This is a genomic window from Nocardia sp. NPDC050718 (assembly GCF_040654235.1).
GTDB lineage: Bacteria > Actinomycetota > Actinomycetes > Mycobacteriales > Mycobacteriaceae > Nocardia.
The window spans coordinates 459,407-482,316 of record NZ_JBFAHQ010000001.1; the positions used below are offsets into that span (position 1 = coordinate 459,407).

At 70.1% G+C, this 22,910-nt stretch carries 18 protein-coding genes; 8 read left to right on the plus strand and 10 right to left on the minus strand.

Annotation, left to right across the window (positions count from 1 at the left end):
- Positions 1–109 precede the first annotated feature (109 nt).
- Both AB0H54_RS02120 and dcd read left to right on the plus strand, forming a co-directional pair.
- The gene (locus AB0H54_RS02120; RefSeq protein ID WP_357342165.1) at positions 110–529 is read left to right on the plus strand and encodes a hypothetical protein; all 420 of its coding nucleotides are present in this window, start codon (positions 110–112) and stop codon (positions 527–529) included.
- A 128-nt stretch (positions 530–657) separates the two neighbouring features.
- Positions 658–1,257: a dCTP deaminase gene (gene dcd, locus AB0H54_RS02125; RefSeq protein ID WP_355274869.1), complete on the plus strand. Its 600-nt coding sequence runs from the start codon at positions 658–660 to the stop codon at positions 1,255–1,257.
- On the opposite strand, the gene AB0H54_RS02130 is transcribed toward dcd, so the two are convergent.
- Complete coding sequence (locus tag AB0H54_RS02130) at positions 1,170–1,682, minus strand: hypothetical protein (protein WP_357342167.1); 513 nt, start codon at positions 1,680–1,682, stop codon at positions 1,170–1,172. The genes dcd and AB0H54_RS02130 overlap by 88 nt on opposite strands.
- A 202-nt stretch (positions 1,683–1,884) precedes the next feature.
- Between AB0H54_RS02130 and AB0H54_RS02135 the strand changes: the two genes are divergently transcribed.
- From AB0H54_RS02135 to AB0H54_RS02145, 3 genes are all read left to right on the plus strand, one after another.
- Positions 1,885–3,150, plus strand: a complete 1,266-nt coding sequence (locus tag AB0H54_RS02135; protein WP_357342169.1) for an XRE family transcriptional regulator — start codon at positions 1,885–1,887, stop codon at positions 3,148–3,150.
- 135 nt (positions 3,151–3,285) lie between these two features.
- Positions 3,286–4,539, plus strand: coding sequence for a pyridoxal phosphate-dependent aminotransferase (locus tag AB0H54_RS02140; protein WP_218716750.1), 1,254 nt, complete (start codon positions 3,286–3,288; stop codon positions 4,537–4,539).
- Positions 4,540–5,004: 465 nt separating this feature from the next.
- On the plus strand, positions 5,005–6,282 hold the full coding sequence (locus AB0H54_RS02145) for a YibE/F family protein (RefSeq protein WP_357342171.1): 1,278 nt from the start codon (positions 5,005–5,007) through the stop codon (positions 6,280–6,282).
- Between the two features lie 3 nt (positions 6,283–6,285).
- On the opposite strand, the gene AB0H54_RS02150 is transcribed toward AB0H54_RS02145, so the two are convergent.
- Together AB0H54_RS02150 and AB0H54_RS02155 are read right to left on the minus strand one after the other, a co-directional pair.
- On the minus strand, positions 6,286–7,647 hold the full coding sequence (locus AB0H54_RS02150) for an Hsp70 family protein (RefSeq protein WP_357342173.1): 1,362 nt from the start codon (positions 7,645–7,647) through the stop codon (positions 6,286–6,288).
- A gap of 87 nt (positions 7,648–7,734) precedes the next feature.
- Entirely contained in the window at positions 7,735–9,057 is a 1,323-nt protein-coding gene (locus AB0H54_RS02155) for a UDP-glucose/GDP-mannose dehydrogenase family protein (RefSeq protein ID WP_357342175.1), read from the minus strand.
- Between the two features lie 230 nt (positions 9,058–9,287).
- Between AB0H54_RS02155 and AB0H54_RS02160 the strand changes: the two genes are divergently transcribed.
- Complete coding sequence (locus AB0H54_RS02160; protein ID WP_357342177.1) at positions 9,288–9,812, plus strand: YdcF family protein; 525 nt, start codon at positions 9,288–9,290, stop codon at positions 9,810–9,812.
- Positions 9,813–9,903: 91 nt separating this feature from the next.
- Positions 9,904–11,469, plus strand: coding sequence for an alpha/beta hydrolase (locus AB0H54_RS02165; RefSeq protein WP_357342178.1), 1,566 nt, complete (start codon positions 9,904–9,906; stop codon positions 11,467–11,469).
- Between the two features lie 4 nt (positions 11,470–11,473).
- Here AB0H54_RS02165 and AB0H54_RS02170 read toward each other — a convergent pair whose 3' ends face one another.
- The 3 genes from AB0H54_RS02170 to AB0H54_RS02180 all read right to left on the minus strand — a co-directional run bounded on the left by AB0H54_RS02170 (position 11,474) and on the right by AB0H54_RS02180 (position 16,676).
- Positions 11,474–12,124 (minus strand): response regulator transcription factor, encoded by a 651-nt coding sequence (locus AB0H54_RS02170; protein WP_357342180.1) that lies wholly within the window; start codon positions 12,122–12,124, stop codon positions 11,474–11,476.
- Positions 12,121–13,299: a histidine kinase gene (locus tag AB0H54_RS02175; RefSeq protein ID WP_357342182.1), complete on the minus strand. Its 1,179-nt coding sequence runs from the start codon at positions 13,297–13,299 to the stop codon at positions 12,121–12,123. The genes AB0H54_RS02170 and AB0H54_RS02175 overlap by 4 nt, the downstream gene beginning before the upstream one ends.
- Before the next feature lie 170 nt (positions 13,300–13,469).
- Positions 13,470–16,676 carry a (Fe-S)-binding protein gene (locus AB0H54_RS02180; protein WP_357342184.1) on the minus strand — a complete coding sequence of 1,069 codons (3,207 nt, stop codon included), beginning with the start codon at positions 16,674–16,676 and terminating at the stop codon, positions 13,470–13,472.
- A 518-nt stretch (positions 16,677–17,194) separates the two neighbouring features.
- Here AB0H54_RS02180 and AB0H54_RS02185 point away from each other — a divergent pair.
- A complete protein-coding gene (locus tag AB0H54_RS02185; protein ID WP_357342186.1) occupies positions 17,195–17,866 on the plus strand; it encodes a hypothetical protein in 672 nt (223 codons plus the stop codon).
- Positions 17,867–17,934: 68 nt separating this feature from the next.
- Here the strand turns inward: AB0H54_RS02185 and AB0H54_RS02190 are convergent, their stop codons facing one another.
- The 4 genes from AB0H54_RS02190 to AB0H54_RS02205 form a co-directional block, all read right to left on the minus strand.
- Complete coding sequence (locus AB0H54_RS02190; RefSeq protein ID WP_357342187.1) at positions 17,935–18,789, minus strand: NRDE family protein; 855 nt, start codon at positions 18,787–18,789, stop codon at positions 17,935–17,937.
- 91 nt (positions 18,790–18,880) lie between these two features.
- Positions 18,881–20,143 (minus strand): S1 family peptidase, encoded by a 1,263-nt coding sequence (locus AB0H54_RS02195; RefSeq protein ID WP_357342189.1) that lies wholly within the window; start codon positions 20,141–20,143, stop codon positions 18,881–18,883.
- Between the two features lie 155 nt (positions 20,144–20,298).
- Positions 20,299–21,660: a S1 family peptidase gene (locus AB0H54_RS02200; RefSeq protein ID WP_355274833.1), complete on the minus strand. Its 1,362-nt coding sequence runs from the start codon at positions 21,658–21,660 to the stop codon at positions 20,299–20,301.
- Positions 21,661–21,778: 118 nt separating this feature from the next.
- A complete protein-coding gene (locus tag AB0H54_RS02205; RefSeq protein WP_357342191.1) occupies positions 21,779–22,888 on the minus strand; it encodes a hypothetical protein in 1,110 nt (369 codons plus the stop codon).
- Between the last annotated feature and the right edge of the window lie 22 nt (positions 22,889–22,910).

The window sequence follows — 22,910 nt, forward strand, 5'->3', positions numbered from 1 at the left end:
GTGCGGGGTCGGTTGGGTCGCGGTGTGCGGCGTAACAGGTTCTCCGGTTCGATGTTTCGGCTCGGTGGCGTCGGGTCGGGTGGGGCCGGGATGGCGAAAGGCTGACTGCATGAAGCGGGTTCTGTTGGTTCCGGCGATCGCGGCGCTGGCCGTGCTCGGGGCGGGGTGCTCGGACGATTCCGGGTCCGAGACCGGGACTACCACCAGTAAGACGACCACCAGCGCGACGACGACCACGTCGGCCGAGCACGGCGGTCACCAGGAATCGACCGCACCGCCGGTCGAGACCAACGCGCCGGTCCCACCGGCCGGGCCCGGCGACATCGTCGACCCGACCACCGAGGCACCGCCGACCGGGCCGGGCGGGATCGTGAACCCGACCACCGATGCGCCACCGCCGACCGGCCCCGGTGGGATCGTCAACCCGACCACGGTGGCGCCGCCGCCGACGGGACCGGGCGGCATCGTCAACCCGACCGTGAAGTCCCCGCCGACCGGGCCCGGCGGCATCGTCCAGCCGACGCAGTAACGCCTGGCATTCCGCCGTCGGTGGTCTCGCCGGTGACATCGATTCGCCGAGGCCACCGACACGGGTGCCCGCGCGCTCCGGGGGTGGGGGCGGTCTACCTGCGGCATCAGGCTGCTTACACTGGGCGCGTGCTGCTCTCCGATCGTGACATCCGGGCCGAGATCGCCGCTGGGCGTCTCGGTGTCGAACCGATGCTGGATTCGATGGTGCAGCCGTCGAGCATCGACGTGCGCCTGGACGGGTTGTTCCGGGTGTTCGACAACAGTCGCTACACCCACATCGACCCGGCCATGCAGCAGGACGAGCTGACCAGCCTGGTCGAGCCCAAGCCGGGTGAGCCGTTCGTGCTGCACCCGGGCGAGTTCGTGCTCGGGTCCACTCTCGAGGTGTGCTCGCTGCCCGACGACCTGGCCGGGCGGCTGGAGGGCAAGTCGAGCCTGGGCAGGCTCGGGCTGCTCACCCACTCGACGGCGGGGTTCATCGACCCGGGGTTCAGCGGGCACATCACCCTGGAGCTGTCGAACGTGGCGAACCTGCCCATCACGCTGTGGCCGGGGATGAAGATCGGGCAGCTGTGCCTGATCCGGTTGAGCAGCCCGGCCGAGCACCCGTACGGCAGCGCCGCGGCGGGCTCGAAGTATCAGGGGCAGCGCGGGCCGACGCCGTCGCGGTCGTACCTCAACTTCCCGTTGCCGCCCGCCTCGCTCAGCGCCGTCGAGACCCGCTGAGGGGTCACCGCCAGCGCCAGGTGCAGCACCAGCGACAGCGGCGGCAGCACGTCCTCGCGGCTCGGTGGACGCACCCAGTGACAGCCCTCGCGGCTCCAGCGGCCCAGGCTGGTCGGCAGCATGACCGCGCTGCCGACGCCGGGGATATCGATATCGAGACCCGCCAGCTCGGTGATCACCTCGGCCGGTGGCCGGGCGTCGGGTTCGGTGAGCAGGCTCCAGCGGATCTGCCTGGCCAGCACCGGACCGGCCCGGCGTTGCTCCCGTAAGGTCGCGAGCACCGACTCGGCCCGCGTGGTCGGCAGATGCACCACGCAGAGCCGATCGGTGATCGGCAGCATCACGAAGCCACCGCGCTCGCGAACGGGTAGCCCGAATTCGCGCTGGTAGCAAGACACCCAGTCATCGACAGTTCTGGCTTCCACCTTTCCAGGATCGCTGCTACGCGTGCGCGCGACCACTGCCCCGCACCGCCCTTTCACTGCCTCAGGCAACCGATTCCGCGAAGATGTGGTGTGTCTCACTGTCGCACTCGTACTCTGGAGGCAGTAGTCCGTCGGATGAGGTGACGCCGTGGTCGGGGAGTGGACAGGCAGGGAGGCCAGAGCTCTTCGCGATGCCAAACGAATGAGCATCCGGGAGTTCGCGGCTCATCTCGGCGTGCACGAACGCCTGGTCTCGAAATGGGAGGCCGGTGGCGCGCGGGTGCGTCCGCGGCCGGTGAATCAAGCCGCGCTCGACACGTCGCTGGCTCGGTCCGACGACGTCGTCCGCGCACGTTTCTCTACTCTTTTGGCGCCCACCGGCGCCGACGCCGACCTGCTCGCTTTCGTCGACGCCGGTGCGATCAAAGGCGCTGTGTCCGAGGTGATGTCGGAGAGGGAGTTGATCATGGCGGCTGCGCACGAGGCGAGCGAACACGCGGCCGCGGCGGAGAGCACCAATGTGGGCGCGACGACGCTGGCACAGCTCGACGCCGACGTCCGGCGCATCGCCAACGAGTACGTGCACGCCGCGCCCGCGCCGATGATGGTCGAGATGCTGCGGGTGCGGCGCCGGGTGTACCGACTACTCGACGGGCAGCAGAAGCCCGGCGACACCAGTCACCTCTACCTGCTCGCGGGCACCCTGTCGGGTCTGATGGCCAACGCCAGCACCGACCTGGGGTACCTCGACGCCGCGGGCGAACAGATCAGGGCCGCTTGGGCATACGCCGAACTCAGCGGGCACAACGGCTTACGCGCGTGGACCCGCGGCATGCACGCGCTGATCGAGAACTGGTCGGACCGGCCGCGCAACGCGGTCCAATTGGCGCGCAGCGGCCAGGAATTCGCCGGGCAGGGCCTGGCCCGGGTCCGGCTGCTCAATATCGAGGCCAGGGTGTGGGCGCGGCTGGGCAGCGACGCCGAGACCGACCGGTGCCTGCGTGCCGCCGAGACGGTCGTCAGCGACCGGCGCGACGAACTGCACGACGAGATCGGCGGCGTGTTCGGCTTCGGCGCGCCGAAGGCCGCCTACTACGCGGGCGCCACCTGCATCCAGCTCGGCCGCGCCGAGCAGGCGCTGGCCGCCACCGAACGGGCCATCACCCTGTACTCCAGCGGGCCCGCCCTGCAGCGCTCCTACGGCGCCGAGTCACTGGCCCGGGTCGACAACGCCGCGGCCCACCTCATCAACGGCAGCATCGACGGCGCCGCCGACGCCCTGCGCCCGGTCCTGGGCTTGCCCGAGGACCGCCGCATCGCCCAGCTCGGCGAGCGCTTGGTCGGCCTGCGCCGCCGCATCGCCGCCCCGACCTATCGCGATGCGGTCGAAGCACGTGGTCTCGACGAACAGATCGAAGAATTCTGCGTCGCGACCGCCGCACTCGCCACCCGCGCCTATCCGTCCTAGCCAACCGCCATATCGGAGAACATGGGTAACTCACCGGGCACGGGCTGACCGAACCAGACAACCTCCCGCCGCCCGCCATCGTGGGCCATGCGGCACCTGGGTCTGGCCAAGAATCCCGGGGAGGCGGGACCTACCATTGGTCGGGTGAGTCCTCAATCGCCGCATGTGCCGCCGCGCGTTCTCGAGCAGTCGAAGAAGCTGCAGGACGTGGTCTACGAGATCCGTGGGCCGGTACACGCACACGCGGCGCGTTTGGAGGCCGAGGGGCACCGCATCCTCAAGCTGAACATCGGCAATCCAGCCCCGTTCGGGTTCGAAGCGCCCGACGTGATCATGCGCGACATGATCGCGGCGCTGCCGTACGCGCAGGGGTACTCCGAGTCCAAGGGCATCCTGTCGGCGCGGCGCGCGATCGTCACCAGGTACGAGCTGGTGCCCGGCTTCCCCGAGCTCGACGTCGACGACGTCTACCTGGGCAACGGCGTCTCCGAGCTGATCACCGTCACCATGCAGGCGCTGCTCGACAACGGCGACGAGGTGCTGATCCCGGCGCCCGACTACCCGCTGTGGACGGCCATGACCAGCCTGGCCGGCGGCACCCCGGTGCACTACCTGTGCGACGAGGCCAACGGCTGGCAGCCCGATATCGCCGATATCGAATCGAAGATCACCGACAAGACCAAGGCCCTGCTGGTGATCAACCCGAACAACCCGACGGGTGCGGTGTACTCGGCGGAGGTGCTGCAGCAGATCGTCGACCTGGCGCGCAAGCATCGCCTGCTGCTGCTGGCCGACGAGATCTACGACAAGATCCTCTACGACGACGCCAAGCACATCTCGCTGGCCTCGCTGGCGCCCGATCTGCTGTGCCTGACGTTCAACGGCCTGTCCAAGGCGTACCGGGTGGCGGGGTACCGCTCCGGCTGGCTGGCCATCACCGGGCCCAAGGAGCACGCGGCCGGTTTCCTCGAGGGCATCGATCTGCTCGCCTCCTCGCGGCTGTGCCCGAACGTGCCCGCCCAGCACGCGATCCAGGTGGCGCTCGGCGGGCACCAGAGCATCGAGGACCTGATCCTGCCCGGCGGGCGGTTGCTCGAGCAGCGCGACGTCGCCTGGGAGCGGCTCAACATGATCCCCGGGGTGTCCTGCGTGAAGCCGCGGGGCGCGCTGTACGCCTTCCCGCGACTGGATCCGAATGTGCACGAGATCCACGACGACGGGAAGCTTGTGCTCGATCTGTTGTTGCAAGAGAAGATCCTGATGGTGCAGGGCACCGGGTTCAACTGGCCCGACACCGACCACCTGCGGATCGTGACCCTGCCCTGGGCGCGGGATCTGGCGGTGGCGATCGAGCGGTTCGGCAACTTCCTCGCCAGTTACCGTCAGTGAGTCCTCACCTCACGGGGCTGTGACCAGTGAGTTTCAGGGGTCTGGGCAACCTGGTCATCTGTATAGATAGACCAAAACAGACTCCAAGTTCGGAATCTCGGAGATTTTGAAGAGCTACTAGTGCAAAAGTCCAAGTTTTGTGTACAGTAGTCCTCGGCGCTTCGGCGCCCGGCCCGGTTGTCTACCCCCCCTGGACAATCGAGAGCCTCAGGTAAGCGCGCCTACCCCCCTGGGCGCCTGCCTGCGGGCGGCGGAGACATCCCCCTGCTCTCCGCCGCCCCCACAGCGCAGCACCGCCTCCCCGGGATTCAGGCCAGACCTGAGTCCCGGGGAGTTTTGCGTTGGCGGCCGGTGGTTGGTGGGTGGGTTTCGTCAGCCCGTTCCCGGTGAGTTACCCATGTTCTTGCGTGATCGCGGGGTTGCTCTGGGTCGTTCTTGAAAACGACATCCTTTAAGCTTTGCCCGGTGAGCGATCATCATCACCACCATCACCACGATCATTCGGGGCCCATCGCTATCGGGGCCACTGCGGCGAAGGTCGTTGTGGGGCTGCTCGCGGTGATCGGGGTGGTGGTGCTGGTGGCGACCGCGATGCTGTGGCCGAGCGCGCAGCATGTCGAGATTCCGTTGCCGATGCAGACCGTGTCGGGTGGGGCGGTGCAGACCGAGGCCGGGACCGTGGTGCTGCAGGACATCGGGCCGTGCGGGAGTCCGTCGAACGGGCGGGTGTTCACCGGGCAGCCGGTCGAGCCGCGGGCCGCCTCCTACACCTGTCAGCGCAGCGTGGTCGACATCCGCTCCGGGCCGGACGAGGGCAAGAAGACGCTGTTCGAAATCGCGCCGGGACCGGGACAGCCCGACCTGCGGGCGGGCGACGACATCCGGATCGTGCGCGCGGCCGACCCCAGCGGCACGACCATCTACGACTTCGACGACTACTCGCGCGGACTGCCGCTGCTGGTGATCGTGCTCGCGTTCGTGATCGTCATCTGCGTGGTCGCGCGGTGGCGCGGGTTCCGGGCGCTGCTCGGGCTCGTGTTCGCGTTCGCGGTCGTCGTCATGTTCCTGCTGCCCGCGCTGCTCGACGGCAAGCCCGCGATCCCGGTGGCGCTGGTGTCGGGCGCGCTGATCCTCTACGTGGTGCTCTATCTCGCCCACGGGGTGAACCTGCGGACCAGTTCCGCGCTGCTCGGCACGCTCGCCTCGATGCTCGTCGCGGCGCTGCTGTCCTGGGTGGCGCTCGAGATCACCAATCTCACCGGGCTGTCCGAAGAGCAGAACACCAACGTGGCCACCTACATCCAGCACGTCAGCATCACCGGGTTGCTGCTGGCCGGCTTCATCATCGGTTCGCTCGGTGTGCTCAACGACGTCACCATCACCCAGGCTTCGGCGGCGTTCGAGCTCGCCGCGCTCGACGAAGGCGCGTCCCGCGGGGAGATCTTCACCGCGGCCATGCGGGTCGGCCGCGACCACATCGCCAGCACCGTCTACACCCTGGTGCTCGCCTACGCCGGTGGCGCGCTGCCGCTGCTGCTGCTGTTCAGCGTCGCCGGACGGTCCATCAACGACGTGCTCACCGGCGACGCCGTCGCCATCGAGATCGCGCGGTCGGCGGTCGGTGGCATCGCACTGGCGCTGTCGGTGCCGTTGACGACCCTGATCGCGGTACTGCTGGCCCGGCCGTTCGGCGCCAAGCAGGTCGCCGCGCCGCCGCAGCGGGCCCGGCACGCCAGGAACTGAGCGCTACTGACCCGCCGGCGGGAAGCCGGGCAACACCACCGGCGGGATCGTCGGGACGATGATCGGCGGCAGCCCCGGCACCACGGTGATGGTGTTGGGGCCCTGCGGCGGCGGGGTCGAGGTGGTCGGCTGCGAGTCCTGTCGGGTCACCGGCGGCGCGGCCACCGTCGCGTGCACCGCGTCGGTGGTCGGGGCGGCCGCCGAGGACGGGCCGGCCAGCGTCGGCCGGGGCGCGGTCGACTCGGGCACCGCCTGGGAGCCGTCGCTGGAATTGCCGCGCTCGAGCACCTCGGGGCCGTAACCGAGCCCGAGGCCGATCGCGGCGACCACCACGAGTGAGCTCACCGTCAGCACTGCGGCGTTCAGTTCGCGGCGATTGTTGCCGCTGCGGCTGGTCAGCGCGCTCAGCGGCCGACGACGGCGCGCGGGCGCGGTCAGCCAGGCCGGTGTCGCGTCGTCGATCTCGGTCATCGGGGCGGGAGCCGGGCTCGCGGGCGCCTGCTGGACCTGCGCGGGCCGCGCGAGCAGCGCGGCGCCACGGGCCAGCGCGGTCTCCGGCTCGGCGGGCACGATCACCGGCACCCCGATCGTGCGTTCCAGCACCCGGGCGATCAGCGGAATCCGCGCGCCGCCGCCGATCACCATGATCGCCTGCACCGGATGCTGCGCGCGGATGATCACATCGCGGGTCATCCGCGCCGACGACTCGATCGCCAGCATCATCAGCGCTTCGAAGTTCTCCTGGGTGAGCAGCACCAGGCCCTGCTCGCTGGGCAGCGCGACGGCGTTGGTGCTCGACAGCTGCTCCTTGGCGGCCCGGCACAGCGCGTCCAGCTCGGCCAGGCCCACCGGGTCGGCCGGATGCGCGATCCGGCCCGAGGCGATCTGCTGCTCCCGGATCAGCGAATCCAGGTAGTCGCCGCTGATGTCGCTGATCCGCTCGCACTGGTAGACGTCGCTGGTGCGGGCGTTGACCACGCTCACCGTCAGGCCCGAACTGCCCAGGTCGTAGACCGCCAGCGTGGACACCTCGCGCATGTCGGTGGTCGCGTGCGCGAAGTGCACGGCGGCAACCGCTTCGGGAACCAGCTGATAGTTGGTGAGCTGACGCCGGGCCATCGCGGCCCGGATCGCCCTGGCCTGCGGTTCGCTGCGGAAGGTGACCGTGGTGGCCGCGACCTCGGGCGCGGCGGCCAGCGTCGCGGCGATCGTGTCGGCGGCCGATTCCTCGGCCTGGTGCTCGGGCATCGAAATGGTGTGCAGCTCGAACGAATACGGCGGGACGAATCCGTGGGGACCACCGTGTTGCGGGCGCGCGAGGCGCACCGTGCCGGCGCCCACCGATACTCCCAATACCGCGCTCATCAGCTGCCCATCTCGTTCCCTACTGCACGACATGCGGAGCCTGCACACTCGGGACGATGCCCGGCAGCCCCCGCTTGGATCGCCACTCTACGGGGTACCGAGTCCGGCGTACACCCACCCGGCGTCCCGCCAGGCAGTGCGGTCCAGGCAATTGCGGCCGTCGATGATCGACCGGGTCCGCACCACCGGATCCAGATCGGCCGGGGTCAATGCCGTGAACTCGTTCCATTCGGTCAGGACCAGGACCACGTCGGCGCGATCGCAGGCCTCGGCGACCGAGGTGGCGTAGTTCAGCGTCGGGAAGACCCGGCGCGAATTCTCCACCGCCTTCGGGTCGTACACCGTGACGACCGCGCCGTGCAGCTGGATCATCCCGGCGACGTTCAGCGCGGGCGAATCGCGCACGTCGTCGGACTCCGGCTTGAACGCCGCGCCGAGGACCGCCACGTTCGCGCCGAGCAGCGAGCCGCCGCAGGCCCGCGCGGCCATGTCGACCACCTTGGTGCGGCGGCGCATGTTGATGTTGTCGACCTCGCGCAGGAACGCCACCGCGTGGTCGGCGCCCAGCTCACCGGAGCGGGCCATGAACGCGCGGATGTCCTTGGGCAGGCAGCCGCCGCCGAAACCGAGTCCGGCGTTGAGGAATCGGCGGCCGATGCGGGCGTCGTAGCCGAGCGCGTCGGCCAGCATCGTCACATCGGCGCCGGTCGCCTCGCAGACCTCCGAGACCGCGTTGATGAACGAGATCTTGGTCGCCAGGAAGGCGTTCGCCGAGACCTTCACCAGTTCGGCGGTGGCCAGATCGGTGAGCAGGAAGGGGATCTCGGCGGCGATCAGATCGGCGTAGATCTCGCGGATCTGCTCCTCGACCCAGGTCGATCGTTCCCGGGCGTGGTCGATGCCGAGGACAAGGCGATCCGGGCGCAGGGTGTCCTGCACGGCGAAGCCCTCGCGCAGGAACTCCGGGTTCCAGGCCACCTCGACGTCGACGTTCGCGGCCGCGCGGGCCCGTTCCCCCAGGGCCGCGGCGGTGCCGACCGGCACGGTGGACTTGCCGACGATCATCGCCGGGCGCTCCAGCATCGGCGCCAGCGTGTCGACCACGGCGTGGACGTATTTCAGGTCGGCGCCGTACTCGCCCTTCTTCTGCGGTGTGCCGACACCGAGGAAGTGCACGTCGGCGTGGGCCGCGGCGTCCTCGTAGTCGGTGGTGAACCGCAGGCGGCCCGCGGCGAGGTTGCGCTGGAGCACCTCGTCCAGACCGGGTTCGTAGAACGGCACCACACCGTCGGCCAGTTTGGCCACCTTGCCGGGATCCACATCCACCCCGACCACATCGTGCCCCAGCTCGGCCATACACGCGGCATGCGTGGCCCCCAGGTACCCCGTTCCGAAGACTGTGCATCGCATAGTTCTGTTGGTAAGCCGCGCGCGTGGCTACGCCGCGTCAGCGAGGCAAGAGCGGGCGCAACATCTGGTGTACAGGGGGAGACATCGGCTGGTCGGCGGCTTTCGCGAGGCCGCTACCTGCGGCGATGGTGCTGTTGGGGTGCAAGGTTCGGATCGTGGGTGTGCAGGGTGTCCGCGGGAGTGGACGTGTCGGTGGGGTGGGGTGCTGGCGCGTCGCTAGCATCGGGCCGGTGCGCCGGTCCGTTGTCGTCCTCGGTGCGCTGCTGCTCGCGGTGATCGTCGCGGTGGCCGCGCTGTGGCCGGTGTATGTGCGCCCGCGCGTCGACGCGCCGCTGCCCGCCGACGCGATCCTGGTCCTCGGCGGCGCGCACGACGGTCGCGAACAGCTCGGCTTGCGACTGGCGGCCGAGGGCTACGCACCCCGCGTCCTCGTCTCCAACCCCTACGAACACAGCCCGATGGTGAACCGGATCTGCCACGGCGGCTACAGCTTCGAGGTCATCTGCTTCGACCCCAGTCCCCGCACCACCCTCGGCGAAGGCCGCGAACTGGCCCGCCTCGGCGCCGGCTGGTCCCGCGTCATCGTCGTCACCTTCACCCCGCACGTCTCCCGTGCCCGCTACATCCTCGGCACCTGCTGGCCGGGCGAACTCCTCTTCGTCGACCCGAAACCCCACCTCTCCCCGGCCCGCTGGGCCTGGGACTACGCCTACCAGTCGGCGGGGTACGTCAAGGCCTGGTTCGCCGACTGCTGAGGTGGCCTCTTCCCGGCGGTGGAATGCGCGGCCGACAAAGTCACTCAGCCGGTAGACGCGGGCGACGGCGGGGCGGAAATACCGTTCGACCATGGGAATCCTCACCAGTGGACGGAGCGCGGCCGCGGTCGCGACGGGGTGTGCCGCGGCAGCGGTGATCGGTTGTGCGGCACCTGAGCAGGTGGCGCCGTCGCACGGAACGCTGCCGGATCGGATCGGAAACCAGCGGATCGAATGGCACGACTGCGACACCTCGCCGGATGACGTGGTGGGGCGCGGGCTGGCCGCGGTGGGCGCGCGGTGTGGGGAGTTCCAGGCGCCGGTGGATTACGCGCGTCCGTTCGGGCCGACGGTCACGATCGCGGTCGCGCTGCGTCCCGCGAGCGATCCCGCCCGGCGGCTCGGGACTCTGGTCGTGGAGACCGGCGGACCCGGCCCGTCACGCGAGGGGGTGTCGATGCTGGTCGAGGGCCATGAGGGTGGCTATCCGGCCGCGCCGGAACTGGCGCAGCGCTACGACCTGGTCGCGCTGGACCCGCGATTCTTCGGTGCGAGCAGTCCGCTCGAGTGTGGCTGGCCGACGGGCGAGTATCTCGGCATCGCACAGGGCGCGCCGACCGACCGTGCCGGGTTCGACCGCACCGTCGAGGTGGCGCGGGGTCTGGCACAGCGGTGCGCACCGCATCGGGAACTGCTGCCGCACGCCTCGACCCGCGCCGTGGCGCGCGACCTCGATCTGCTGCGGACACTGCTCGGCCGGCAACGGCTGTCGTATCTCGGCTGGTCGTGGGGCGGCTATCTCGGCGCCGTCTACCTGCAGATGTTCGGTGACAATGTCGACCGGATGGTGCTCGACAGCGCCCTCGACCCGCGGGCGCCCGGCCCCGACCTCACCCGCGCCACGGCACCGGCCACCGCGGCCGCGCTGGCGGACTGGGCCCGCTGGGCCGCCGACCACGACTCGGAACTCGGCCTCGGCACGACTCAGCAGGCGGTGCTCGCCGAAGTGGACGCCCTGGCCGCCCGCATCGCCGAGCGTCCTCCCGCGGTCGCCGGGATCACGCTCACGGCGGACATGGTTCCCGGCCTGCTGCTGACCGTCGACGACACCGACGAGTCGTACGCCGAATTCGGCGCGCACGTGCGCGCGCTGTCCGACGCGTCGCGCGGCCTGGTCGTCGACCTGCCGCCAAGTTTGACCGGCAAGCTCGCTCTCTACGCCGAGACCGAGGTGATCCCCGAATTCGGTTTCAGCGCGACAGTCGCCAATCAATGCGCGGATCGAGCCGCCAGGGATGTCGAGGCCCACTACGCCGACATCGAGGAGCATCGCGCCGCCGAACCACTGTTCGGCGCCCTGGCCCGTCACCTCACCCCGTGCGCGGTGTGGCCGACGCGACCGGCCGAACCCGCCACCGAGATCGATACCTCGGCCCCGGCGCTGCTCGTCGGCGCCGAGGGGGATCCGGTCGCACCGATCGCCGGGCAGCGGGCACTGCGCGCGGCGCTGTCCGGTTCGCGCTCGGTGACGATGCCCGGCGTGTTCCGGCACGGCGTGTACCTGTTCGAGCGCTCGCGCTGCGTCGACACCGCCGTCGAGCGGTATCTGCTCGACGGTGTTCTGCCCGCGGCCGACATCCTGTGCCGACGGGAGTGACGGGCTACCGCGGCCCGCGGGCGAGTCCGGCTTCGTGCGCGATGATGACCGCCCGCACCCGGTCTCGCGCCGACAGCTTCGTGAGGATATGGCGCACATGGGTTTTCACGGTGCCCGCGCCGATGTCGAGCGCCATCGCGATCTCGGCATTGGACGATCCTCTGGCCATTTCGGTGAGTACGTCGCGCTCGCGACCGGTGAGGGTGGCCACCAGCTGTCGCGCCGCCGGATCGATCGGCGGGGCGAGCCGATCGAGCAGGCGCCGGGTGGTGGACGCGGCGAGCACCGCGTCACCGCCGTGCACGCTGCGCACCGCGGACAGGAAGACCTCCGCCGGCGCCTCTTTCAGCAGGAATCCGCTCGCGCCCGCGCGCACGGCGGCGACCGCGTAATCGTCGAGGTCGTAGGTCGTGAGGACCAGCACCTTGGGCGGATTACGCGCGGCCGTCAGCCGACGGGTGGCCTCGATGCCGTCCATCCCCGGCATCCGGACATCCATGACGACCACATCCGGAGCCAGCCGTCCGGCCGCGGCGAGGGCGGCGGCGCCGTCGGCAGCTTCGCCGACTACCCGAAGATCTGGCTGGGAATCGACCACCATGCGGAACCCGGCCCGCACCAGTGCCTGGTCCTCGACCAGGAGCACCCCGATCATCGGCGGACCGTCAGGGGAATGCGGGCCCGGAGGAGATGCCCGGCGCTGTCGGAGCGGCGGCGCAACTCCATGCTGCCGCCGTAGGCGGCGACGCGCTCGCGCATGCCGACGAGGCCGTATCCGGCACTGGCGGACCCACCCTCGGAGTGCCCGTCGTCCCGGATGCTGACCTGCAAGCAGGCATCGTCGACGCGCACCGAAACCTCCGCGCGCGCACCGGTTCCGGCGTGCTTGACGATATTGGTCAGACCTTCCTGGACGAGGCGGTAGACGACCAGGCTCACGCCGGTGTCGAGCGGCTCCCCGGCCAGGTCGACGGTCAGATCCACCGGCAGGCCGGCGTCGCTCAGGTCGCCGGCCAGGCGGGTCAAGTCCGAGATCCCCGGTGCCGGGGCGGGATCGGGCTCGTCGCGGTCGTCCTCGCGGAGGATGCCGATGGCGCGGCGGGTTTCGGCGAGGGCGGCGCGGCCCTGGTCACCGATGGCGGTCAGCGCCTCGACCGCGCGCCGCGGCTCGGCCGGTGCCGCGTAGCGACCACCGTCGGACTGCGCGACGATCACGGCCAGCGAATGCGCGAGGATGTCGTGGATATCGCGGGCGATCCGGTTCCGCTCGGACAGCACCGCCATCCGGGTCCGCTGCTCCTGCTCGCGCTCGAGCAGCGCGGTCTGCCGAGCCAGCGCCTCGAACTCGCCGCGACGGGCACGCTGCCAGGCGCCGCCGAGCCATGCCGCGACGACCGCGCCCGCCAAGGACACCCCGACGAGCACGTGCGCCGACACCGGCATCGGAAGCTGCGGCCAACTCCAGCCGCCCAGCGCCGCGCCGGCCAACCCCGCCACGAGACCCGCGCGGCTCGCCCACCGATCGGCATAGGCCGCGAGGGTGTAGACCGCGAGCGGCACGGCGATATCGGCGGGCAACGCGCCGGTCGTGGCCTGGACCGTCGCCCACTGGACGAGCGCCACCACCGCGACGACCGCGGCCGACCACTCCGGCCATCTCCGCCGCCAGGTCAGCGGAACCAGCAGGGCCACCGAGAAGGCGAAGTAGTCCGCCCCGGCGTCGACCAGCGCTCCGGCCAGGAAACACACCGCGATCAGCGCGATCACGATGACCGCGTCCGCGTGCGCCGTCCGCGCGCGCAGCCAGACCGCGACTCGTTCATCGACCATTCGCTCACCCTAGGTCGACCCGTCGGCCACCACCTCTACCCTCGGAACGATTTCCCGGGGGAGCGCGACAATGGTGCTGATGCACGAACCGGTCCGCGGGATCGGGGTCCACCCGAGAAGCGAAGAGGCGCGGACTCCGAAGAATCCGCGCCTCTCGCTGTGTTCAGTTGTCAGTTCTTGCGGCCGGGGGCCTTCGCGCCGGACTTGAAGCCGAGGCCGCCGGGCTTGGCGGTCGGCGGGGCCACCGGCGGGGTGCCGTTGCCGTTGGTGGGCTCGGCCGGGGTGGCCGGTTCCGCCGTGGCTTCGGGCTCGGCGGGGGCCGTCGGCTCCGCCGGAGCCGTCGGCTCAGCCGGGGCCGGGGTGACCGGGGCTGCGGCGCCGGGGGCCTTCGGGCCGGGGCGCTTGAAGCCGGACTTCATGGCCAGGCCCTTGGCGGCGACCGTCGGCTTGGTCTCGGTGGGGGCCGAGACCGGCTCCGCGGCGGGAGCTTCGGCGGCCGGGGCCGCTGCCGGAGCGGCGGCCGGAGCCGCGGCGGCGGGGGCCTTCGCGCCGGGGGCCTTCGCACCCGGAGCCTTGGCGCCGCCCTTCATGCCGAGACCCTTGACCGGCGGGGCGGCCGGTGCGGGTGCGGCTTCGGCGGGCGCCGCGGCCTCGGCGGGAGCGGTCGGAGCCTTCGCGCCGGGGGCCTTCGCGCCACCCTTCATGCCGAGTCCGCCACCGGGCGCCTTGGCGCCGCCCTTCATGCCCAGACCCTTGACCGGGGCCGCGGGGGCCGCGGTCTCGGCGGCGGGCGCCGCGTCGGCTGCCTTCGCACCCGGCGCCTTCGCACCGCCCTTCATGCCGAGTCCGCCGGGCGCCTTCGCGGCACCCTTCATGCCCAGACCCTTGGCGGGCGCGGACTCGGCGGGCGCGGCTTCGGCGGCGGGTGCCTGCGCACCCGGCGCCTTGGCGGCACCCTTCATGCCGAGTCCACCGCCGGGGGCCTTCGCGGCACCCTTCATGCCCAGTCCGCCACCGGGCGCCTTGGCGGCGCCCTTCATGCCCAGTCCACCACCGGCCGGCGCGGCCTTCGGGGCGGCCTCCTCGGCCACCTCGGCGACCGGCGCGGGTTCCGGCTCGGGCTCGGGCTCCGGTTCAGCCTTCGGCTCCTGGACGACGAGCAGGTTCGCCGACAGCTCGGCGGCGTCGACCCGGGTGATCGAGTCGAGCATCAGCTGCGCGACGTCGACGACCTCGACGCCCTCGCCCTGACCCTGCTCCTGACGCGCGGTGACACCGTCGGTGAGCATGACGCGGCAGAACGGGCAGCCGGTCGCGATCTTGGTCGGGTTGGTGGACAGTGCCTCGTCCACGCGGTCGACGTTGATGCGCTTGCCGAGCTGCTCTTCCATCCACATCCGGGCGCCACCGGCACCACAGCACATGGACCGCTCGCCGTGGCGCGGCATCTCGACCAGGGTCGAACCCGAGGCCGCCATGAGCTCACGCGGCGCGTTGTAGATCTTGTTGTGCCGACCCAGGTAGCAGGGGTCGTGGTAGGTGATGTTCTGCGACACCGAGGCCACCGGCACCAGCTTCTTCTGCCGCACCAGGCGGTTCAGCAGCTGGGTGTGGTGCACGACCTCGTAGGTGCCACCGACCTGCGGGTACTCGTTGTTGAGCGCGTTGAAGCAGTGCGCGCAGGTGACGACGATCTTCTTCTTCGACTGCTCGACACCCTCGAACACCGAGTTGATGACCTCGATGTTCTGCATGGCCAGCTGCTGGAAGAGGAACTCGTTGCCCGCGCGGCGCGCCGAGTCACCGGTGCAGGTCTCCTCGGCGCCGAGCACCATGAACTTGGTGCCCGCGGTGGCGAGCAGCTCGGCGACCGCCTTGGTGGTCTTCTTGGCGCGGTCCTCGTAGGCGCCGGCGCAGCCGACCCAGAACAGGTACTCGTAGCCGTCGAAGCTGTCGGCGTCCTTGCCGAAGACCGGGATGTCGAAGTCGACTTCCTTGATCCAGTTGAGGCGGTCCTTGGAGTTCTGGCCCCACGGGTTGCCCTTGTTCTCCAGATTCTTGAACAGACCGGCGAGCTCGGACGGGAACTCCGACTCGATCAGCACCTGGTAGCGGCGCATGTCGATGATGTGGTCGACGTGCTCGATGTCCACCGGGCACTGCTCGACGCAGGCGCCACAGCTGGTGCAGCTCCACAGGACCTCGGGGTCGATGACGCCGTTGACGTCCTCGCCGCCGATCAGCGGGCGCTCGGCCTCGAGGCGCGCGGCCTCGGGGATCTTGGCCAGCTTCGCCTCGTCGGGCTTGCCGTCGGCGTCGACCAGGCCGATCTCGTCGCCACCGGGATCCTTGCGGCCACCGGCCAGCAGGTACGGCGCGGCGGCGTAGCCGTGGTCGCGCAGCGACATGATCAGCAGCTTGGGCGAGAGCGGCTTGCCGGTGTTCCAGGCGGGGCACTGCGACTGGCAGCGACCACACTCGGTGCAGGTGCTGAAGTCCAGCCAGCCCTTCCAGGAGAAGTCCTCCATGCGGCCGACACCGAGGTTGTCGACATCGGGGTCGACGTTCTCCATGTCCAGGACCTTGCCGTTGGAGATCATCGGCTTGGCCGCGCCGAGGGCGACGCCGCCGTCGGCCTCACGCTTGAAGTAGATGTTCGGGAAGGCCGAGAACCGGTGCCAGGCCACGCCCCAGGTGACGTTGCGGCCGACAAGGAACAGGAACAGGCTGCCCGACATCAGCTTGATGAACGCGAAGATCGAGACGAGCTCCGGGCTCGCGGGCAGCAGCTCGGCCACTCGCATCGTGAAGAAATCGGTGTAGGGGTTGCTGTGATGGTAGGTCGCGATCTTGCCCGCCTTGACGAAGATCATGCCGAGGCCCTCGACGAGCACGATCGACTCGATCACATAGGCGGGGGCGAACTTCGAGCCGCTGAACCGGGACAGCCGCGCGGGGATACGCGGGTGGTTCAGCTGGCGGATGACGATCAGCGTGACGATGCCGACCACAGTGCCTATACCGAGGATCTCGTCCCACAGGTGGTAGATCGGCCAGGCGCCGATGATCGGCCAGTGGAACTCGGGGTTGATTGTCTGGCCGTAGGCCTCGAAGAAGAGGATCATGCCGCCAAGGAAGCCGATCATGACCAGCCAGTGCGCCCAGCCCACTGTGCGGAACTTGTTCATCCGCGTGTGCGCGAGGAACTCGATCAGCATCGTCTTGAAGCGCGGGATGAACGGTCGCCAACGATCGGGCGCGGACTGGCCGATCGTGACGGACTTGCCGATCTTCCACACGCCGCTGAAGAACGACAGCCAGCACAGCAGGCTGAGCGTGGCTCCAATCGTGCCCAACGTGATTGTCAGGGCATTCATGTCGCGACCTTTCTTTAGAGGCAACACGAGGGTCTTGGGTGAGACGGACTCACCCGGTTGGCTCGTATCGTAACCGGCGCTAAGTTACCGGCCAGTAACTACCGGTGTCCACCGTAGGATCGGCATTTGCGCTCTGACCTTGTTTACTGCGGCTTGACCTAGGTTTTGCCTGTGAGCAATGTCACATAAATGTTTGCCGAAAGGTTCCTAGGGCTGCTGGTGAACACCGTAAACCGTGCGTGATCTGCGACGGAGCTAAGGACAGGCTTACTCCGGCTGTCGAGATTCCTTCTGGCCTCAGCGGATTCGGTCCATTAGGCTCCAGCTGTTCTGTCTGCTGTGCCGGTCTTCACACTGCTCGGGGAGAAGTAAGGGACACCTCACGGTGTGTCCCTGCTTGACGAGTCTCGCGTGTCGCGGATCGCACGCCGCACCACACCTGATGGATTGGAACCCGAATGAACTTCCGTAGGACCACTGCGGCAGCCGCGTTGGTTATCGGTGCTATGACCGTGTCCATGGGCACCTCGCATGCCGAAGAGGCCCCGCAGGACATCAAGTACTCGGTCAAGCTGGTCGACAAGACCGTCGTCGCGACCCTGCAGAACGGCACCTTCTCGATCGTCGAGCAGGCCGGCGAGACGCCGGAAGCGCCGAAGACCAAGGTTGCCGAGATCAAGGACAGTCGGGGGGCTGTCGTCATCTCGCTGCCGATCGATTACGCGATCAACGGGGTCGACATCCCGATGAAGACCGAGGTCGCCAAGGACAGCAAGGTCCTGTCGCTGACCCCGGAGAAGCCGGCCGGCGTCGAGATCAGCCAGGAGACGGTTGTTCCGCAGCCGGTTCTCAAGGGCACCGAGATCGCCTCGGTTCAGGAGAACCAGAAGGCGATCAACGACTTCTCCAGCAAGTTCAGCATCGGCACCGCGATCGGCACCTTCGTCGGTACCGCGATCGGCGCCATCGTCGGTTGCGGCCTCGGCCTGATCGCCGTCCTCGCCGGCTGTGTGGTGGGTCTGCCCCTGGGCGCCACCATCGGCGGCATCCTCGGCATGATCGCGATCGGCGGCCCGACCATGGCGGTCGCCGGTTTCGAACTGCTGCAGGTGCTGCAGGCGGCGCCGAACACCTCGGTGTGGGCCGACAAGCCCACCCAGGCGGCCTCGGCTCCGGCCCCGGGTAACTGACCAGCGCTGGTCGAATAGCTGCACCGCGAAGGCCCCGCTCCGATCCGGAGCGGGGCCTTCCGCGTTTCTCAGTCCAGGACCAGCTCCCCCGACACCGATTTCGCGCCGTCAGCGACCCCGTGGCGGCCGAACGTGCGCTCGGCCATGGTGTAGCGACCGTCCTCGCGAATCAGCAGCACGGTGCTCGCGCGGGTGCCGTGCAGATCGTGGGCGACGAAGCGCGCGGAGACGGACCGCTCGAATTCCAGGGGGATGCCGGTGTGCGGCAGGCGGTCGTCGGGCGCCTCGGTGCGGTCGGCGAGCAAGGTGAAGTAGTCGTCGACGGAATCCGGTGCGGTGGCCACGATGTCGCGCAGGCCGGTCAGGCCGCTGTCGACCTTCGGCCACAGCGGCGGGGCGCCGGCGCCGAGCACCGTCGGGCGGGCCTGGGGATCGTTGTGGACGGATCCGGGCACGGTCGCCACGTGCGCCGCGTTGGACAGCCCGTGCAGCCCCGGCGCCAGCTCGGTGGGGCCGACGCCGCTGCGGTTCGACTGCCACCACAGGCTGCGCAGATCGCTGACCAGCAGGTTGTAGCCCACGTAGGCGTCGGGTGCGGCCCCGGCCACCTCGGCCAGATACTCGGGCGGACTACCCGCGCCGCGCAGGTAGTCCATCAGCAGCGCCCCGCGGGAACGCGGCCGCGCCGGGGTGTCCTGGGGATCGCGGACATTGGTGACCGCGGCGAAGCGGGCCGCGTCGGTGCGCAGGCCGAGCCAGGTGCCCACCGCGATCGCGCCCAGATCACGCCCGGCCAGCAGCCCGGGCTCCTCCGGCCAGTAGCGCAGCGACTCGGTCGCGCGGGTGTAGAACTCGTCCCGGTTGGCGGCCACGATCAGCCGGTACTCGGGGTGCGCTCGCCAGGCGAGCAGAACCAGACACATGACCCCAAGCATGCCCTGGACACCGAAAAGGCCGGTAGCGCACTGCTACCGGCCTTTTCTGGCTGCTCTGTGCCTGCGGTGTGACCCGCGATCAGTTGGTGCGGACCGCCAGGCCCGGGTTGTCCGAGAGGACGACGCTCAGCGGCTGCGCGAACAGCTGCGGGACGTCACCGGTGATCGCGCCGATGATGTTCGGGATCTCGCAGATCGGGTAGTCGGCGACCGACGACGCGCTGGAGATGCCGAGGGCGAGGCGACCGGTCACGATCGCGCCACCCGAATCGCCGGGCAGGGCGCAGATGTTGGCCGAGAAGCTCTGGGTGAGCTGACGGTCGCCGACCTGGACGGTCTGGTCGACGCCGTTGATGATGCCGCAGCTGAAGCCGGTGCGCGAGCCCGACTTGCAGACCGGGGCGCCGACGACCGGGGTGGCCACGCCGTCGACCGCGATCGGGGCGTTGCCCGGCACGCGGACCAGGTTGTTCTCGAAGCGCGCCCGAGCGTTGTCGTTGATCCGGATGATCGAGTAGTCCTGCTCGCCGAGCACCGACTTCTGGAAGGTGCCCAGCTGGGCGCCCGCGCGATCACCGTTGAGCTCGTAGACGGCCGCGGCGTTGCCGGTGCCCGCCGAGCCGATGTCGGGGTTGCAGTGGCCCGCCGAGATGTTGATGACGTTGCCCGCGCGGTCGGTGCCGTTGAAGCCCAGCGAGCAGCGCAGCGAGCTGCGGCCGATCACCGAGGCGAAGCCGTCGCCGCCGGCCAGGGCGCCGTTGCCGTCGCCGGCGACCGGGGTGGCCGACAGGTCGACGCGCTCGCCCGCCACCGGCGGCGCGGTGACGACGACACGGGACGGGTCGATGAAGCTCGGCAGCGGCAGACCGGCCTGCTCGACGCGCACGGCGATCGCGTTGTTCACGGTGTCGATCACGACGCCACGGACCAGGTTGGCGATCTCCGGCGGCGCGGCGGCCAGCCAGTTCTCGAACGCGGTCTTCTCGCCACGCAGCGCGGACTCGCTCTTGGCGACGTTGCGGACCTCGAAACCGGCCGACTGGGCGGCCTCGCGGGCCTGGTCGGCGCCGGGGCCCTGCGCGAGCGCGACGACGGCGTTACCGGCGTCGTTGAGCCACGCGCCGGCGAAGGCCTGCGGGAACTGGCGCTGCGCGGTGGTGGAGAACGCGGCGACCTGCTGCGCGACATCGGCGCGGCGCAGGTACTCGTCGGGGGAGATCTTCAGATCCCGGGTGACCGCCTCGATCAGCTGCGCGGGCAGGTCGGCAGCGGGCGCGGGCTGCGCGTCGGCGACTGCCATGGTGGGGCCGAACAGCAGAATCGCCGCCGAAGCGGCGATCACGGACTTCCGAGCTCTTCTCGAGCTTCGCGCGGACGGGGTGCGACCCATACGTGGCAGGAGCATGATCGAACTATATGGGCTGGAGCGGGTTATGCCTACTCGGACCGGGCAAGAGATTTCGCTCACCCGGTCCGGTCCGGCGATTCGTTGTGAGGTCAGCCTGCGTTCGGCTTGGTACGCACGGCGATTCCACTACCGAGACCCCCACCGGAGGTGGCCTCGATATCGGTCAGGATCGGCCGGATCGGCACGCCGAGCGAGGCGGTGCCGCCGTACGGGGCCAGCTGGGTGTTGGCCTCGGTGCAGTTCGGCGCCTCGGCGGCGTTGGAGCCGCTGGTGATGCCGAGCGCCAGCGTGCCGGTGACGATCGCGCCGCCGCTGTCGCCGCCGAGCGTGCAGGCGCTGCTGGCGAAGCCGCGGATCGTCTTGCTGACGCCCTCGGCTGTGAACAGCTGGGTCTCCACATGGTCGGCGGAGACGAAACCGCAGGTGAAGGTGGAGGACTGGCCGGTCTTGCAGACCGGGGCGCCGGTGACCGGTTCGGCGGTGCCGGTGATGTACAGCGACGTCCCGTTCGCGCCGCGCACCCGCGGCTGGTCCATGCCCGCGTTGACCGCGCGCTCGTTCAGCTTGATCACCGAGTAGTCCAGCGCGGCGGGTCCGCCGAGCACGGCCTTGGCGAACGAGCCGACCTCGGGGCTGTTCGGGATGTCGCGCACGTTCGGCACGTAGACCGGCGCGGTGCCGCCGTTGTCGACGTTCGGGTTGCAGTGGCCCGCCGAGATGTTGAGCGCGTTGCCCGCGGCATCGGTGCTGTTGAAGCCGAACGAGCAGACGTCGACGCCGCGCAGCGTCGTGTCGTGCAGGTCCTTGGTCGCGGTGATGTAGGTGTCGCCGCCCATCGGCTTGTACTCGACCGGACCGCCGCCGCCGGGCGAGAGCACGACCTTGATGGTGGCGATCAGGGTCGGCAGGTTGAGCAGGTGGCCGGGGCCGGTGTTGGCGATGTTGAGCACCAGCTGGCTGTTGAGCGCGTCGATGGCGATCGAGCTGATCGGCGCCGAGATCTCGCGCGGCAGGCTCGCGATCCACTGGGCCAGCTGCACCAGCGCGCCCTCCAGGCCGCCTGCCGAGATCGGGGCGAGGTGGGTCTGGTAGCCGTCGGCCGCGGCGATCTTGCCCGCCTCGGCGTTGGTCACGGCGATGACGGCCTTGCCCTCCGGCGTCATCCAGGCGCCGGCGAAGGTGTCGGGGTTCTCGGCACGGAAGTCGCTGGCGTAGTCGCGCAGCTGCTGCGCGCGGGCGGCGCGGTCGAGGTATTCGGTCGGGGTCATCCCGAGGTCGCGCGAGAGTGCCGTCACCAGCTCGGCCGGTAAGGCGTCGGCCGAAAGCTGAAGGGGCGCCGAAGGTTCCGCGGTCGCGACGCCGGGGCCGAACAGAGGTGCCAGGAGAACAGTCGCGGCGAAACCGGCGGAGGCTGCCTTGACTGCGGCGCGACGCGCCACCAACTTGCGCATGAAATCCCTTCGTCGGCACGAGTGATCGAGACCACCGCCGGCGGCTGTGATGTCGATCAGCGCATCACTCTAGGGCACGGGCGCGCGGAGGGCGCGGTTACCGTACCCCCGCACCGGATCAGTTGTATCCGGGAATCCGCATGGGCGAGGGGAGATACCCCGGCGGGTACGTCTGGAACGGCAGCAGCGGGCGGGTCGTGCTGCGGCCGGGCGGGGTCGACGGGTCGGTGGTCGTCGGCTCCGGTGTGGTCGTCGGCGGCGCTTCGGTGCTGGTCGACGGCTCCGGCTCGGGCTCGGGCGTCGTGGTGACGACCGGTGCGCGCGTGGTCGGTTCGACGACCGGCGGCGGCGGGGGCAGCGCGGGCGCGGGTGTCGGGGTCACCGTCAGCGAATCGGGTCGGGCGTCGGAGATCGGTGGCGGCGGGGTGGTGTCGCTACCGCGCAGCATCACCGAGACCGCGACACCGCCGAGCAGCAGCCCGATCAGCGCGGCGGCGGCGATGAGCAGCGGCGTCCGGCTGCGCTGGGGTTCCCGCGGTTCCACCGCGACGACCGGCAGCGCCGAGGTCGGGGTGGCCAGCGCCTTCGTCGGCTGCGCCGTCACCGGCATCGCCGCCGAATAGGCCTGCGCGGTCGCCGCGGGCCGGGCGAGCGCGGGGATCACATCGGTGACGACGAGGGAGTTCTCGGTGACGATCGGATCGGGCGGCGTCGCGCCCGCCGGCGTCGCCAGCACCGCGACCAGCGCGGCCTCGGCGGCCGACGTCGCGAACGAGCGGCCGGGATCGATGCCGTCGGCGGGCGGGGGCAGTTCGTCCTCGCCGAGCAGCGCCACCGACTTCAGGCCCAGATAGTCCAGCGCCTCGCGCACGCCGCGCACCACCTCGGGCGTCCACTGCGCCGGATGCGTCGCGTAGAACTCGGCCGGGCCGCTGAGGTGCTCGGTGGTGAGGTCGATCAGGCAGAACATCGCGGTCGCCAGCAGGTCCTCGGCGCGGTAGGCCTCGCCGCCGTCGACGTCGATGCCCGCCGGGTCGCCGATCGCGCGCACGAAACCGGCGATCGAGTGCGCGTGCCCGGTGGGCGCCGGTCCGCCGAGCGCGGCGTCGCCCTCGTCGGACATGTGCAGCAGTGCATCGCGTTCGACGAGCCGCACCGTGCCGTCCTCGGTGACCACCGCCGCGATGCACTCGTCATCGGCGATGCGCAGGCCGACCCCAGTGGCCATCCGGTTTACCTCGCTTCGGGCG

Excerpts from the sequence above, each read along its gene's own strand:
- AB0H54_RS02150 (WP_357342173.1), bottom strand. The coding sequence starts at position 7,647 with ATGAGCGCGGTATTGGGAGTATCGGTGGGCGCCGGCACGGTGCGCCTC.
- AB0H54_RS02190 (WP_357342187.1), bottom strand. The coding sequence starts at position 18,789 with ATGTGTCTGGTTCTGCTCGCCTGGCGAGCGCACCCCGAGTACCGGCTG.
- AB0H54_RS02120 (WP_357342165.1), top strand. The coding sequence starts at position 110 with ATGAAGCGGGTTCTGTTGGTTCCGGCGATCGCGGCGCTGGCCGTGCTC.
- AB0H54_RS02185 (WP_357342186.1), top strand. The coding sequence starts at position 17,195 with ATGGGCACCTCGCATGCCGAAGAGGCCCCGCAGGACATCAAGTACTCG.
- AB0H54_RS02155 (WP_357342175.1), bottom strand. The coding sequence starts at position 9,057 with ATGCGATGCACAGTCTTCGGAACGGGGTACCTGGGGGCCACGCATGCC.
- AB0H54_RS02205 (WP_357342191.1), bottom strand. The coding sequence starts at position 22,888 with ATGGCCACTGGGGTCGGCCTGCGCATCGCCGATGACGAGTGCATCGCG.
- AB0H54_RS02200 (WP_355274833.1), bottom strand. The coding sequence starts at position 21,660 with ATGCGCAAGTTGGTGGCGCGTCGCGCCGCAGTCAAGGCAGCCTCCGCC.
- AB0H54_RS02170 (WP_357342180.1), bottom strand. The coding sequence starts at position 12,124 with ATGATCGGGGTGCTCCTGGTCGAGGACCAGGCACTGGTGCGGGCCGGG.
- AB0H54_RS02180 (WP_357342184.1), bottom strand. The coding sequence starts at position 16,676 with ATGAATGCCCTGACAATCACGTTGGGCACGATTGGAGCCACGCTCAGC.
- AB0H54_RS02135 (WP_357342169.1), top strand. The coding sequence starts at position 1,885 with ATGAGCATCCGGGAGTTCGCGGCTCATCTCGGCGTGCACGAACGCCTG.
- AB0H54_RS02165 (WP_357342178.1), top strand. The coding sequence starts at position 9,904 with ATGGGAATCCTCACCAGTGGACGGAGCGCGGCCGCGGTCGCGACGGGG.
- AB0H54_RS02175 (WP_357342182.1), bottom strand. The coding sequence starts at position 13,299 with ATGGTCGATGAACGAGTCGCGGTCTGGCTGCGCGCGCGGACGGCGCAC.